Source organism: Microbacterium sp. NPDC089987 (assembly GCF_044748505.1).
GTDB lineage: Bacteria > Actinomycetota > Actinomycetes > Actinomycetales > Microbacteriaceae > Microbacterium.
On the sequence record NZ_JBIVGE010000001.1, the window covers coordinates 223,450 to 237,385 of the forward strand.

Consider the following 13,936-nt stretch of genomic DNA (forward strand, 5'->3'; position numbering starts at 1 on the left):
ATGACCGCCACGCTGACCGACCGCTACATCGCCGCCACCGTGCGGAGCCTTCCCGCCGACCTGCAGACCGAGGTGGCCGACGAGCTGCGCGCCTCGGTCGGGGATGCCGTCGACGCGCGCATCGAGAGCGGCGAGCCGATCGAGCACGCCGAGCGCGCGGTGCTCACCGAACTGGGCGACCCGGCGGCGCTCGCAGCCGGCTACGCCGACCGGCCACTGCACCTCATCGGCCCGAAGTACTACCTGACCTGGTGGCGGCTGCTCAAGATCCTGCTGGCGATCGTTCCCGCCTGCGCCTTCGGCGGCGTGGCGATCGCCCAGGCGCTGACGGGGGCAGGCATCGGCGAGATCATCGGCGAGGCGATCGTCGTCGCCCTGTCGGTCATCGTGCACGTGTCGTTCTGGGCCACGCTGGTCTTCTTCGTGCTCGAGCGCACCGGCGCCGATACCGGTACGACGTGGAGCCTCGACCAGCTGCCTGAAGACCCGCACGACGGCCCCGGTCGCGCCGACCTCATCGGCTCGCTCATCATGCTCGCACTGTTCGCTGGAGCCCTCCTCTGGGATCAATTGCGGGGCTGGACGCCCTCCGGCGGGGCCCCACTCTCGATCCTGAATCCCGAGCTGTGGCCCTGGGGCATCGGAGCGCTGCTCGCAGTCCTCGTCGCCGAGGCGGCGCTGGCGGTCGCCATCTTCGGCCGCGGTCATTGGACGCCGACCTTCGCGTGGCTCAACGCGGCTCTGGCGGCGGTCGTCATGGTGCTCGCGCTCACGGCCCTCGCTCAAGGGACTCTGTACAACCCGCGCTTCGTCGACGAGGTGTTCTTGAGCAACGGAGTGGGCGACGACGCGGTGATCGTTCTCGCGGTGCTCAGCGGCATCGCCATCGTCGGCATCACTCTCTGGGATGCGATCGACGGCTGGCGCAAGGCCTCCCGCGCTCGCAACGCCCGCTAACCGCCGGGCTAGGAGCGCTAGACAGACGCCCGGGATCAGCCCTTCGTGACGCTCTCGATCATCACGGGCGTCTTCGGGGCTCCGTCGGAGCCGCCGTTGTCGGTGCCGGCCGCGGCGACGTCGGCCACGACCGCGGTGGAGGCTTCATCGAGGTGGCCGAACACGGCGTAGTTCGGCGGAAGCTGGCTGTCGGCGTAGACGATGAAGAACTGCGAGCCGTTCGTGTCGGGTCCGGCGTTCGCCATCGCGAGCGTGCCGGCCTCGTAGGTCTCCGACCCGTCGAGCTCGTCGGCGAACGAGTAGCCGGGGCCGCCCGTTCCCGTCGCGCTCGGGTCGCCGCACTGCAGGACGAAGATGCCATCGGTGGTGAGGCGGTGGCAGGTGGTGCCGTCGAAGTAGCCCTGCTCGGCGAGCGAGAGGAAGTTGTTCACGGTGCACGGCGTCTTCGCGGCGTCGAGCGTCATCTTCAGCTCGCCGACGCCCGTGGCGACGGTGACGGGCACCTCGGCCGTCTCGGTGGGGTCGGCGGCGGGTGCGTCGACGTCCTTCGACGCGGGGCGGCTGCTGGCGGGGTACGAGCAGGTTCCGGATGCCTCGGACGCGGACGACGACGGCGCGGGTGCCGCGGAGCCCGGCTCTGCGGCATCCGGATTCGACGCGCAGCCCGTCAGGGCGAGCGCCGCGGCGGCGGTGAGGGCGAGCACGGAACGGCGAAGGTGAGTTGTCAGGCGCACGCCACGATCGTACGCGAGCCGCCAGCGAGGTCTCACCCGCCGGAACCCATCGCGCGGAATAGGCTGAGAGCCGTGACCGCCGACTTCGTCTCCGACATCTTCGACCCGTCCGAGTGGCAGCTCGCCCCCGGAGCCGAGGACTACACCGACATCACCGCGCACGTGTCGCGCGACGGGGGCGTCGCGCGCATCGCGTTCGACCGGCCCGAGGTGCGCAACGCGTTCCGCCCGCACACGGTCGACGAGCTGTACCGCGCGCTCGACATCGCCCGCCAGGATCCGCGCATCGGCGCGGTGCTGCTCACCGGCAACGGCCCGAGCCCGAAGGACGGCGGCTGGGCGTTCTGCTCGGGCGGCGACCAGCGCATCCGCGGTCGCGACGGGTACAAGTACAGCGAGTCCAGCACCGAGGTCCACGACACGGCTCGCGCCGGTCGCCTGCACATCCTCGAGGTGCAGCGGTTGATCCGCTTCATGCCGAAGGTCGTCATCGCCGTCGTCCCCGGGTGGGCCGCCGGTGGCGGGCACTCGCTGCACGTCGTGTGCGATCTCACGATCGCGAGCGCCGAGCACGGCCGCTTCAAGCAGACCGATGCCGATGTCGGCAGCTTCGACGCCGGCTACGGCTCGGCGTACATGGCCCGCCAGACCGGGCAGAAGATCGCGCGCGAGGTGTTCTTCCTCGCCGAGGAGTACTCCGCGCAGCGCGCGTATGAGATGGGCGCCGTGAACCGCGTCGTGCCGCACGCCGAACTCGAGCGGGAGGCGCTGGCGATGGCCCGCACCATCCTGACGAAGTCGCCCACCGCGATCCGGATGCTGAAATTCGCCTTCAACGCCGTCGACGATGGGCTCGTCGGCCAGCAGGTGTTCGCCGGCGAGGCCACCCGCCTCGCCTATGGCACTGACGAGGCCGTCGAGGGACGCGACTCGTTCCTGCAGAAGCGCGACCCCGACTGGTCGCCTTTCCCGTACCACTTCTGATGAGACTGCATCCGGTCGAGAGCTCCGATCCGCGCGCGGTGCGGGATGCCCTTCCCGCAGCGCTCAACGGCTCTCACCCGCTCGCGCTGGGATTCACTCCGGGCCCGGACGACCAGGCACCCGACGGAACGGCCGTCGTCATCGCCACGTCCGGGTCGAGCGGCGTCCCCAAGCGTGTCGTGCTGAGCGCGTCCGCGCTGCGGGCCAGCGCCGAGGCGACCGCCGCGCGCATCGGCGAGGGCCAGTGGATGCTCGCGCTTCCGGCCGGGTACATCGCCGGCGTGCAGGTGCTCGGGCGCTCGCTGCTCGCCGGCCACGAGCCGGTGCTGCTCGACGGGCGGTTCAGCGTCGACGCGTTTCTCGAGGCGACCGCCCGGATGCGTGACGACGTCGACCACTTCACCTCGTTCGTGCCCGCCCAGCTCGCCACGCTGCTCGACGCCGCGGAGTCGCGACCCGATGTGCGCGGCGCCCTCGCGTCGTATCGGGCGATCCTCGTCGGAGGGCAGGCCCTGCCCGAGCCGATGCGCGAGCGCGCAACCGCGACGGGCGCACGGATCGTGCGCACCTACGGGTCGAGCGAGACCGCCGGCGGGTGCGTGTACGACGGCATCCCGCTGGACGGCGTGCTTCTCGCCGAGGTCGACGGCGAGGTGCGCATCAGCGGACCGATGCTCGCCGACGGCTACCTGGGCGATGACGCGCGCACCGCCGAGGTGTTCACGACCGACGCCGACGGCATGCGCTGGTACCGGACGGGAGACGCGGGAACGGTCGCGCCGGACGGTCGCCTCAGCATCGCCGGACGCCTCGACAACGTGATCATCTCGGGCGGCATGAACGTGTCGATCGACCGGGTCGAGCGGGTGGTGCGCGGCATCCCGGGTCTGGAGCAGGCGGTCGTCGTCGGAATCCCGGATGCCCGATGGGGCGAGGCATCCGTCATCTTCGCCGACGTGGCCAGCGACGACGCGGAGCGGCTGCTCGCGACCGCCCGCACCCGAGTCGAGGCCGAGATCGGCCGCCACGCCAGGCCGGCACGTCTGGAGACTCGCGCGATCCCACTGCTGGCATCCGGCAAGCCCGATCGGCAGGCCGTGCGGCGTCTCGCGCAGGACTGAACCCGGAGCGCGCACGCGTCATGCGTGACGCATGCACGAGCGTCGGCGCCGCCTGCGACATACTGACGAGCATGGCCGTCTACACGCACGGGCACCACGATTCGGTGCTGCGCTCGCACAACACTCGTTCGATCGCGAATTCGGCCGCGTACCTCGAACCGCACCTCGCCCCGGAGGCGCACCTGCTCGACATCGGCGCGGGACCGGGGACGATCACGGTCGACTTCGCGGGCCGGGTCGGTCGGGTCACCGCCACCGAGATCTCCGGCGACGCTCTCGCGCTCTCGCGGGGTCTCGCTGCCGAACGGGGCGTTGAGAACATCGACTTCTCGGTCGAAGACGTGCACGCGCTGAGCTTCGCCGACGACACCTTCGACATCGTGCACGCGCACCAGGTGCTGCAGCACGTGGATGATCCCGTGCAGGCGCTGCGCGAGATGCGTCGGGTCACGAAGCCGGGCGGGATCGTCGCCGCGCGCGACGCGGACTACTCCGGGTTCATCTGGTTCCCGCTGCTGCCCGAGCTAGACGAGTGGCTGCGGCTGTACCGCGAGGCGGCGCGGCGGAACGGCGGAGAGCCGGATGCCGGACGCCGTCTGCTGTCCTGGGCGCGAGCGGCCGGATTCACCGACATCACCGCGACGGCGTCGACCTGGTGCTACGCGACGACGGAGGAGCGCCGCTGGTGGGGCGGGATGTGGGCCGACCGCATCCTGCAGTCCGCGCTCGCCGTGCAGCTCGAGCGCGATGGCCTGGCCACCGGCGCGCAGCTGCAGCAGATCAGCGATGCCTGGCGTGCCTGGGCGTCCGACGGCGACGGCTGGTACGTCGTGCCGCACGGCGAGATCCTCTGCCGCGCCTGACACGCCGCCCGCGTGTGTTGCACGCCGCCCGCGCGTCCGCAGGTCCCGAATGGTCGCTTCTGATGCCGGGAGGCGGCCATTCGGGCCCACTCGGCCGCACGGGATGCCCCTCGGCCGTTCCGGATGCGACTCGGCCGCTCCGGATGCTGACTCGGCCGCCGCGCTCGCGTCCGCAGGTCCCATATGGTCGCTTCGGATGCCGGGAGGCGGCCATTCGGGCCCCGCGAAGCGACGAGGCCGGGATACATCTGCAGGCGGACGCGCCCTGTCACGCGCTCCCGTAGCGTGAAGGGGTGATCCGCCGCATCCCGACGACCTGGCTTGCCCTCGACATCCTCGGGGCGCTCTTCGGCCTGCTGATCACCGTTCCGCTCTCCCTGGCCTTCAGCGCGGGGCAGATGAGCTTCTGGCTGCCTGACTCCCAGGCGACGTTCGCGCTCGTCGTCGTCTCGCTGCTGGTCTGGGGCGCCGTGGCGATCAGCCGCCTCTCGCCCCCGGTCGCGCTCATCCTGGCCTGGGCAGGGGCGCTCCTGCAGATGACCGCAGGGCTGCCCCCGGCCCCGGTCGACGTCGCGATCTTCGAAGTGCTGTTCGCGACATCTGCGTGGGGTACGAAGCAGATGCTCTGGCTCGGCGGCGCCTCGGCCGTCGGCGGCGGAGTGCTCGGCGGCCTCTACATCGGCCTGCTGCAGTACGACTTCGGAACGATCACGGCCTCGGCGCCCATCGAGATGCGCCTGCTTCTGCTGAGCGTGACGATGGGCCTCACGATCGTGCTGTCGCTCGCCCTAGCCTGGGGCGCCGGCCTGCTGTGGCGGCTGGTGCGGCAGAGCAGGGCCAACCGCGAGGCCCAGCAGCGCGCCGAGACGGTGGCAGCCGAAGAGCAGGAGCGGGTGCGCATCGCCCGCGACATGCACGACATCGTCGCGCACTCCCTCGCCGTCGTCATCGCGCAGTCCGACGGGGCGCGCTACGCGGCGGCGGTGAAGCCCGAGCTCGCGCAGGAGGCGCTGGTCACGATCGCGCAGACCGCGCGTTCGGCTCTGTCGGACGTGCGGATGCTTCTGACGCAGCTGCGTCACCGCCAGGGAGACGGCCCGCAGCCGACCCTCGCCGACCTCGAAGCGCTGTTCGCGCAGGTGCGTCAAGCCGGTGTCGAGCCGCGGGTGACGGTCGACCCGATGCCGCCGGCCGAGCCGCCAGGGGCGATCCAGCTCGCCGTCTACCGGATCCTGCAGGAGGCGCTCACCAACGCGATCCGTCACGGCGGCGGCGAGGTCGATGTGCGGCTGTCCTGGTGGGCTGATCGGGTCGACATCGCGGTGCGCAACCGCATCCCGCCCTCGAAGCAGGCCACGCCGGGAGTGCCGCCCGCCAGCACCGGCGGGCACGGGGTCATCGGCATGCGCGAACGTGCGCAGCTCGTCGGCGGTTCGCTCACGGTGCAACATGAACCGGCCTGGTTCACGGTGCGCGCTACGCTTCCGATCGGCCCCTCGGCGAACTGAGTGGCCGAAGACGACCAGGAGGTCAGGATGATCAGGGTCGTGCTCGTCGACGATCAGGCGCTGTTCCGCGCGGGCGTGCGGATGCTCGTCTCGTCGCAGCCCGACATGGACGTGGTCGGCGAAGCCGGCGACGGCAGAGAGGCGCTCGAGGTCATCGGACGCACCCGTCCCGACGTCGTGCTGATGGACATCCGGATGCCCGTGATGGACGGCCTCACGGCCACCGCCGAGCTGCTCGCCCAGCCCGATCCGCCGCGGGTCGTGATGCTCACCACGTTCGACCTCGACGAGGCGGCGGCGCGAGCGATCCAGCGGGGAGCCAGCGGCTTCCTGCTCAAGGACGCCGATCCCGAGTTCCTGCTCGCGGCCATCCGGACGGTCGTGTCGGGATCGAGTGTGATCGCGGCATCCGCCACCCGAGAGCTGTTCGCGCACTTCACCGCCGAGACCAAGCCGGTGCCTTCGGAGTTCGCCGACCTCACCGACCGCGAGCGCGAGATCTTCGCGCTCGCCGCGAGGGGGCTGTCGAACTCCGAGATCGCGGCGCGTGAGTTCCTCAGCGAGGCGACGGTGAAGACGCACATCAGCCGCATCCTCACGAAGCTGCGCCTGCGCGATCGCGTGCAGCTGGTCGTCTTCGCCTTCGAGCACGGCCTCACCTGACGCGGCGTACACCGATCGCCGCTGCGGATCATCCTCTCGATGTATCCGGATGCCACCCCGAGGCCGATGTGCCGGGGCAGGCCCGGAAAATAGCGTCGAAGCATGGAGATCATGACCTCGGACCTCGGCCTCGCCGCTCGCGTCCAGCACCTCACCAAGACCTACGGGGCCGGAGCCGCCGGCGTCCGCGCCCTCGATGACGTCAGCGTCGGCATCCGTCGCGGTCAGTTCACCGCGATCATGGGCCCGTCCGGCTCGGGCAAGTCCACCCTCATGCACATCATGGCCGGCCTCGACGCCCCGACCGAGGGACGCGCCTGGATCGGCGACACCGAGATCACCGGCCTCAGCGACCTCGACATGACGATTCTGCGACGCCGCCGCGTCGGATTCATCTTCCAGGCGTTCAACCTGGTGCCGACCCTCGACGCCCTCGGCAACATCCTGCTGCCCTTCGAGCTCGACGGGCGCCAGCCGACGGCCATCGAACGCGCGCGCATCGATGGTCTCATCGAGCGCCTCGGCCTGGCATCCCGGCTCACCCACCGGCCGCACGAGCTCTCGGGCGGGCAGCAGCAGCGTGTGGCGATCGCCCGGGCGCTCGCCACGGCACCCGACCTCGTGTTCGCCGACGAGCCGACCGGAAACCTCGACTCGCGCAGCGGACGCGAAGTGCTCGCTCTGCTCGCAAGCGCCAGCCGTGAGCACGGGCAGTCGATCGCGATGGTCACGCACGACGCGATCGCCGCGAGCCACGCGGACCGGGTGCTGTTCCTCGGCGACGGCCGCATCACCGCCGATCACCCGAAGCAGAGCGCCGAGCAGATGGCCGCGCACATGCTCGCCGCGGAGGTGGCGGCATGAGCGCGCCCGCCGCGACGATGCCGCGTCTCGAACCGAGCCGCCCGCGCGCGGCCCGGCTCGGCTGGCTGCGCGAGCGGGGGATGGGTGCCAGCATCCTCGTCTCGGCGCTCGCCGCCGCCTTCGGCGTGATCCTCGTCGAGGTGACCGCCTACATCGGCGCCGTGCTGCAGTCCGATCCGTTCATCGGCGACAGCGAGGTGCTCGCGATCGTCGTGACGATCCTGTCGGTGCTGCTCGTCGCCGTCGCGATGTATGTGGCGGCGATCGTCACGGCCAACACCTTCTCGACGATCATCGCCGGCCGCACGCGGCGCATCGCCCTGCTGCGACTGATCGGCGCGTCGGCGCGCTCGCAGCGCTCGGAGGTCACCGGCCAGGGATTCGTGGTCGGCCTGATCGGGGCGGGGGTCGGCCTGGTCGTCGGCATCGGCTTCTCAGCGCTCGGGGTGCTCGTCGGGGATCTTCTGCTCGACGGCGCGTCCGGCGACTTCACCCTGGCGCAGCCCGGTGTGCTGTTCCCCGTGGTGGGCGTGGCGCTGACGACCTGGCTGGCCGCCTGGATCGGATCGCGTCGCGTGCTCACCGTCACCCCGCTGCAGGCGCTCGGCGGCTCGGTCGAGCGCACGCACGACGAGGAGTCGGGCCGCCGCGGCAAGCACGTCGGCGCTCTCGTGCTGATCGTGGCCGGAGCGGCCCTGCTGGCCGGTGGCGTTCTGCTCGGACTGATCACCCCGCTCGGCGTGGTCGTGGCGTTCTTCGGCGGGCTGTTCTCGTTCACCGGTCTCGCGACCGCGTCGCCGCTGTTCATGCCTCCTGTGCTGCGTCTGGTCGGTCGGCTCTTCGGCCGCGGCCCGACCGCGCGACTCGCGGCTGAGAACGCGCTGCGGCATCCGGAGCGGTCGAGCCGCATGGCGATCGGCGTGGTCATGGGTGTGGCGCTGGTGACGATGTTCGCCGTCGCGCTGGAATCGGTGAAGGCGCTGATGATGCGCCAGAGCGAGGGAGAGTTCGTCGACGGCTTCTTCGCCCCGATGGACGCCTTCGCGAGCATCATGATGGTGCTGGTCGCCGTGTCGGCGGTGATCGCCGCCGTCGGGCTGGTCAACCTGCTCACCATCGGGGTGGTGCAGCGCCGCCGCGAGCTGGGTCTGCTGCGCGCGATCGGGCTGACCTCGGCTCAGGTGCGCCGGATGGTGCTGCTCGAGGCCGTGCACATCACGGTCGCCGCGACCCTCACCGGTCTCGTGCTCGGCATCGCCTACGGCTGGATCGCCGCACAGTCGCTGCTCGGATCGGTGCCCGTGCTGCCCGACTTCGAGCCGGCCGGGCTCGTCTACCCGGCCGTGCCGTGGATCCCCGTGATGATCATCGTCGTCGCGACCGGTGTGCTGACCGTCGTCGCCGCGGTGACGCCCACGCGCCTCGCGACGCGAGTCGCGCCGGTCGAGGCGCTCGCCGCCGACTGAGTCGCGCTTGTCGCCGAGACCCCGTGTTGTGCGCGTTCGCAGGCACGGGGTTCCGGCGAGCTCTCGACGGAAGCCGGATTAGGCTGATCGGATGCCACCGTTCGACCAGTCCTCCTACCAGGTGCGCCTCGAATGGGGCACGCAGGGGCTGGCGCGTCTCGCGCCCGCCGACATCGTGATCGTTGTCGACGTGCTGCGCTTCTCCTCGACCCTCGCCGACGCGGTCGCCGCTGGCCAGCGGATCGCTCTGTCGGATGCCATCCGGTGGTCGACCAACGGCGCATCCGTCGTCGCCGCTGCGTCGGCATCGGCTGCTCCGGATGCTGGTGCCCCGACCGTCCTGGTCGGCGGCATCCGCAATGCGGCAGCGACCGCTCGTGCGGTGATGGCCGTGCAGGAGCGGCAGGGCACTCGCGCGTCGGTCTCGATCATCGCGGCGGGCGAGCTCGCCGCCACCGGCGAGCTGCGCTTCGCGGTCGAGGACCAGCTCGGCGCAGGCGCGATCATCTCCGCGCTCTGCGACCTCGGCATCGATCACTCCTCGCCCGAAGCGGCCGCCGCGGCCGAGGCCTACCGCGCGCTGCGGCCCGGACTGCGGCACATGCTCGTCGGCAGCGGTTCCGGTCGTGAGCTGGTCGAGGGCGTGGCGTCCACCGCCCGCATGGAGGCCGCAGGAGTGCGGCCGGCGGCCACCGCCGAGGCAGCAGAACTGGATGCCGTCGACGCCGCCGTCGTGCTGAGCGACGGCGTCTTCGAGCGCTTCAGCTGACCCGGTCGGGAGCCTCAATCACGCGGGGGCGGCGCGCCGCGGGCATCCGGTTTCGTCTGAGATTCCTGACACTGGCGCCGGCACCGCGCGCCATCGACAGCGCCACAAAGCGGCGACATAGGGTCGGAACATGAGGTTTCTCCCCGCGGTCATCGTCGACGCCGTGTTCGTGCTCATCTTCGCGGCGATCGGGCGCGCATCGCACGATGAGAATCCGCTCGGGTTCCTGCTCACGGCATGGCCCTTCCTGGTCGCGCTCGTCGTCGGGCACGCGCTCGCCGCGCTCGTGCCGGCGCGTCCGCGACGTCCGTGGTCGCTCGGGTGGGGTGCGATCGTCTGGATCGTGACCGTGGGCGGCGGGATGCTGCTGCGCATCGCCACCGGCGACACCGCCGAGACCCCGTTCATCATCGTCGCCACGCTGGTGCTCGCCGCCATGCTGCTCGGCTGGCGGCTGATCGCCCTGCTCGCACGGCGATATCGCGCGCCGCGCACCGCTGACTGAACCAGCTCATCCGAAACGCAGGAGCTCACCCGAAAGGCAGGAGGGATGCCGCCCTGCGCTCCTGCATTTCGCGTGAAGTCCTGTGATTCCGCGCGCGCCTGAATGGGCCCCGGACCGCAGCGCAGGGCAGCGCGTTCAGCGGGGCAGCTGCGCGGCGAGCCGGTCGGCGGCGGTGATCTCGCGGCGGTGCCATTCGAACAGGAACCGCCGGTCGAAGCGCCGAGAGCACCTCGCGCACGATGTCTCACGCGCCGGACGGCGATGACGATAGGCGACGTGCCCGGACGGGCACTGCCCGATCCACGGGGCGAGCTCGGTCGCGGTCTCACCGTGGTGAGTGGTGCCGCCGACGTAGCCCAGCGAACGAGCGGTGCGCTTCCAGGCGGGGCCGTGTCCGGCGGCGTGACCTGCCAGGGCGTGCGCGACCTCGTGCAGCAGGGTCTGATGGATCTCGTCGTCGTCGAACCGGGCGGCCAGATATCGCGACACCGAGATGCGCCGGCGCTGATAGTCGCACAACCCGGCACGACGCTTGGCATTGTCGAAGTCGAACGACCACGACTCGTCGAGGTGCATGCGAATCAGAGCGTCGCCCCAGACGCGGACGCGATTCAGATCGGCCATGGCATCAGAGTAAGACCAGCCACAGACATCGGCTCTAGACGAGCGCGCCGGCTTCCATCGCGCTGCGCCGCTCGGCGGCCTCGATGGCGCGCAGCGCCTTCTCGAGATCCGCGTCGTCGGCCCCCGCTGACCGGCGCAGGAACAGCGAGCGCTTGAAGCTCTCGCGCGCCTGCTCGAAGTCGCGCACCTCGTACGCGTTCTTGCCGTGGTGCTGATGCGCGAAGGCGGCGATTCCCGCCCAGCCCTGGCCCTCGGCCTCGTTCGCGCACGTCGCGAGCTCTTGCGCCGCCGCGGCGTTCGCGCCGCGGTTCTGCAGCACCGTGCCGTGCAGCACGCGTGCGCGCAGCAGGTCCTTGCGGGTGCCGGCCATGCGAGCCTGACGCACCGCCTCATCCGCGAGCTCGAGCGCCTCGTCGAGCCGGTCGAGCACCTTCAGCAGCCACACGCGCTCGAGCAGCACAGGCAGGCTGCGCTGGTTCTCGATCTCGGACAACCGGGCCAGGCACTCGCGCGGATCCACCAGTTCTCGGAGGGTTTCTGGGTCATAACCCTGGATCAGATTCACGACTGCTGGCTCCCTTCTGCGACCGTCTTCCCAGTCTGCCTCGCCGACCTGAGAACCGTTCGAGGCTCGCCCTGAGACGGCGTGATCGAACCCCAGCGTCCCGGTTGCGTCAGCGCAGGAAGATGCTCGCGTCGGGGCGGGGGGATGCCACGGCATCCGCGTCAGTGACGATCGCGGCGCCCTTCGCGAAGGCCGCGACCTCGGCATCCTGAGCGATCTTCGCCGGATGTGGGCCGGCGGCCAGCAGCCGCGGCAGCCACTCCGTCGGCAGCGGCGTCCGCGAGGCGGCCAGCACGAGGTTGCCGAACCGGCGGCCCTTCAGCACCTGCGTGTCGGCGAGCAGCGCGACCTCGTCGAACACGCTCATCGCGGTCGCCACCTGGCGCCGGGCGAAGGCCAGCCCCGGTCCGTCGGCGACGTTCACCAGCAGCACGCCCGCCGGCGCGAGCAGCTCGGCAATCTCACGGTAGAACTCCAGGCTGGTCAGGTGCGCGGGGGTCTGCGCTCCCGAGAACACGTCCGAGACGACGAGATCGCAGTGTCCGGTGAGGGCGGGCGGCAGCCGTCGCAGCCCCTCGCGCGCATCGCCAATCCGGATGCGGATGGCCGCCGACCGCGGCAGGGGGAGGTGCTCGCGCACCAGCGCGACGAGGGGGCCCTCCAGCTCGATCACCTGCTGGCGCGACCCGGGCCTGGTCGCCTCGATGTAGCGGGGGATGGTCAGGGCACCGGCGCCGAGATGCACGACGCTGAGCGGGGCGGATGCCGACGAGCCGAGCTGATCGATCACCGCACCCATTCGCACGATGTACTCGAAGTGCAGATGGGTCGGGTCATCGAGATCGACGTGCGACTGCGGGGTGCCGTCGACGATCAGCTCGAATCCGCTGCCGAACTCGCTCGGTGCCACCTCGGCGATACCGCCGTGATCGAGTCGCGCCTGCGGGTTGGCCGCATCGCGCGCGCGTGCTCGTCCCATCCCTCGAGGGTATCCGTCAGCGCCGCTTGCCGCCCGAGCAGGTCTGCTGGTTCAGGTCGATGCCGCTGATCTGCTCCGACAGCACGACCCCCTCGGTCGCGGACGGCGTCGGCGCGTCGGGGGCCGTCGACTCCGGGGCGGCCGGAGCGGACGGCGACGCCGAAGCGTCTTCCGCCACCACACCGCCGTGATTGCTGGCCTCGCCGGTGATCTGCATCGACTCGCCGGTGCGGATCGCCTCCCACATCGGCCCCGCGGCGCTCTCGTCGGTCACGACCCGGTTCGGGTCGGACGGGGCCTCGACGGTGGGCAGCTGGAGGAACTTGAACTCCTCGAACGGGACGTCCTTCAGCGCGAGTGCGAGCTGTGCGAGCCGCACCGGGTTGGCGAGGTCCCTGCTGGGATCGACGTTGTCGGCGATCACGTTCGCCAGGCGGAGCACCTTCGGCACGTCGGTGAGCGTCTCGCTGCTGAGGATCGTCTTCGCCAGCCGCGACATGTACTGCTGCTGGTTGGAGATGCGCGCGAGGTCGCTGCCGTCGCCGATGCCCTTGCGCACCCGGATGAACTGCAGGGCCTCGTAGCCCGACACCGTGCGCAGACCCGGATCCCAGTCGATACCGGTGTGCCTGTCGCGAATGCCCGTGCCGCCGATGCAGATCTCCACGCCGCCGATCGCGTCGGTGATCTCCATCACGCCGTCGAAGCTGAGCTTCGCGGCGAACCCGATGTCGATTCCGCTGGCTTCGGCGACCGACTTGACCACGCACGACAGGCCGGCGCGTTCGAAGACGGTGTTGATCACCGCGGCGGATGATCCGGATGCCACTGAGCCGTCTTCACGTGTGCACTCCGGCACCTCGAGGATCAGGTCGCGCGGCAGGGAGACGACGCTCACCTTGCGCGGTTCGGCCGAGACGTGCACGAGCAGGTTCACGTCGTTGCGGATGCCCTCTTCATCGACGCACCGCTCGCCGAGCTTCTGCGTCGACACCTCGCCGCACTCGTCGGTCCCGACGAGGAGGACGGCGAACTCTCCGGGGTACGCGCCCAGCGATGGCGGAGCGACCTCCGGAGCGTCCTCCAGATCGACGGCATCCTGACCCACCCGCACGGCGAGATCCGCGGCGATGAAGCCGCCGATCCCGAGGGCGGAGACCGCCACCACGGCGGCGCCGATGCCCAGCATCCGCAGGACGGATCCCCAGGCTGAGGGCGTGCGGTGCGGCGCGTGCTGAGCCACGGGGGTGCGCGTCATGGCATCCGACCCTACAGCGCCCGCCCCGGTGCGACCCGATACCGGATCGCAACATGCGAAAGTTTGGCGATCAGCG

Annotated in this window: 15 protein-coding genes; 10 read left to right on the top strand and 5 right to left on the bottom strand. The window is 70.8% G+C overall.

The window, feature by feature from the left end; genetic code table 11:
* Positions 1-957, top strand: a complete 957-nt coding sequence (locus tag ACIPV2_RS01125) for a permease prefix domain 1-containing protein (protein ID WP_400837320.1) — start codon at positions 1-3, stop codon at positions 955-957.
* A 35-nt stretch (positions 958-992) separates the two neighbouring features.
* Here ACIPV2_RS01125 and ACIPV2_RS01130 read toward each other — a convergent pair whose 3' ends face one another.
* Complete coding sequence (locus ACIPV2_RS01130; protein WP_400837323.1) at positions 993-1,691, bottom strand: peptidylprolyl isomerase; 699 nt, start codon at positions 1,689-1,691, stop codon at positions 993-995.
* 72 nt (positions 1,692-1,763) lie between these two features.
* Between ACIPV2_RS01130 and ACIPV2_RS01135 the strand changes: the two genes are divergently transcribed.
* From ACIPV2_RS01135 to ACIPV2_RS01175, 9 genes are all read left to right on the top strand, one after another.
* The gene (locus tag ACIPV2_RS01135; protein ID WP_400837326.1) at positions 1,764-2,675 is read left to right on the top strand and encodes a 1,4-dihydroxy-2-naphthoyl-CoA synthase; all 912 of its coding nucleotides are present in this window, start codon (positions 1,764-1,766) and stop codon (positions 2,673-2,675) included.
* Positions 2,675-3,796, top strand: coding sequence for an AMP-binding protein (locus tag ACIPV2_RS01140; protein ID WP_400837329.1), 1,122 nt, complete (start codon positions 2,675-2,677; stop codon positions 3,794-3,796). The genes ACIPV2_RS01135 and ACIPV2_RS01140 overlap by 1 nt, the downstream gene beginning before the upstream one ends.
* A gap of 71 nt (positions 3,797-3,867) precedes the next feature.
* Complete coding sequence (locus tag ACIPV2_RS01145; protein ID WP_400837332.1) at positions 3,868-4,659, top strand: class I SAM-dependent methyltransferase; 792 nt, start codon at positions 3,868-3,870, stop codon at positions 4,657-4,659.
* 293 nt (positions 4,660-4,952) lie between these two features.
* Positions 4,953-6,167, top strand: coding sequence for a sensor histidine kinase (locus ACIPV2_RS01150; RefSeq protein ID WP_400837335.1), 1,215 nt, complete (start codon positions 4,953-4,955; stop codon positions 6,165-6,167).
* Positions 6,168-6,194: 27 nt separating this feature from the next.
* The gene (locus ACIPV2_RS01155) at positions 6,195-6,830 is read left to right on the top strand and encodes a response regulator (protein ID WP_400837338.1); all 636 of its coding nucleotides are present in this window, start codon (positions 6,195-6,197) and stop codon (positions 6,828-6,830) included.
* Between the two features lie 102 nt (positions 6,831-6,932).
* Positions 6,933-7,694, top strand: coding sequence for an ABC transporter ATP-binding protein (locus ACIPV2_RS01160; protein ID WP_400837341.1), 762 nt, complete (start codon positions 6,933-6,935; stop codon positions 7,692-7,694).
* On the top strand, positions 7,691-9,160 hold the full coding sequence (locus ACIPV2_RS01165) for an FtsX-like permease family protein (RefSeq protein WP_400837344.1): 1,470 nt from the start codon (positions 7,691-7,693) through the stop codon (positions 9,158-9,160). Before ACIPV2_RS01160 ends, ACIPV2_RS01165 begins: the two co-directional genes overlap by 4 nt.
* Before the next feature lie 91 nt (positions 9,161-9,251).
* Entirely contained in the window at positions 9,252-9,929 is a 678-nt protein-coding gene (locus tag ACIPV2_RS01170; RefSeq protein ID WP_400837347.1) for a 2-phosphosulfolactate phosphatase, read from the top strand.
* A gap of 130 nt (positions 9,930-10,059) precedes the next feature.
* Positions 10,060-10,434: a DUF3054 domain-containing protein gene (locus ACIPV2_RS01175; RefSeq protein WP_400837350.1), complete on the top strand. Its 375-nt coding sequence runs from the start codon at positions 10,060-10,062 to the stop codon at positions 10,432-10,434.
* Positions 10,435-10,569: 135 nt separating this feature from the next.
* On the opposite strand, the gene ACIPV2_RS01180 is transcribed toward ACIPV2_RS01175, so the two are convergent.
* From ACIPV2_RS01180 to ACIPV2_RS01195, 4 genes are all read right to left on the bottom strand, one after another.
* Complete coding sequence (locus ACIPV2_RS01180) at positions 10,570-11,058, bottom strand: SprT-like domain-containing protein (protein WP_400837352.1); 489 nt, start codon at positions 11,056-11,058, stop codon at positions 10,570-10,572.
* 34 nt (positions 11,059-11,092) lie between these two features.
* The gene (locus tag ACIPV2_RS01185; RefSeq protein WP_101188134.1) at positions 11,093-11,623 is read right to left on the bottom strand and encodes a hypothetical protein; all 531 of its coding nucleotides are present in this window, start codon (positions 11,621-11,623) and stop codon (positions 11,093-11,095) included.
* A 109-nt stretch (positions 11,624-11,732) separates the two neighbouring features.
* Positions 11,733-12,602: a spermidine synthase gene (locus ACIPV2_RS01190; RefSeq protein ID WP_400837356.1), complete on the bottom strand. Its 870-nt coding sequence runs from the start codon at positions 12,600-12,602 to the stop codon at positions 11,733-11,735.
* A 16-nt stretch (positions 12,603-12,618) separates the two neighbouring features.
* Positions 12,619-13,860: an LCP family protein gene (locus tag ACIPV2_RS01195; protein ID WP_400837359.1), complete on the bottom strand. Its 1,242-nt coding sequence runs from the start codon at positions 13,858-13,860 to the stop codon at positions 12,619-12,621.
* Positions 13,861-13,936: the final 76 nt, after the last annotated feature.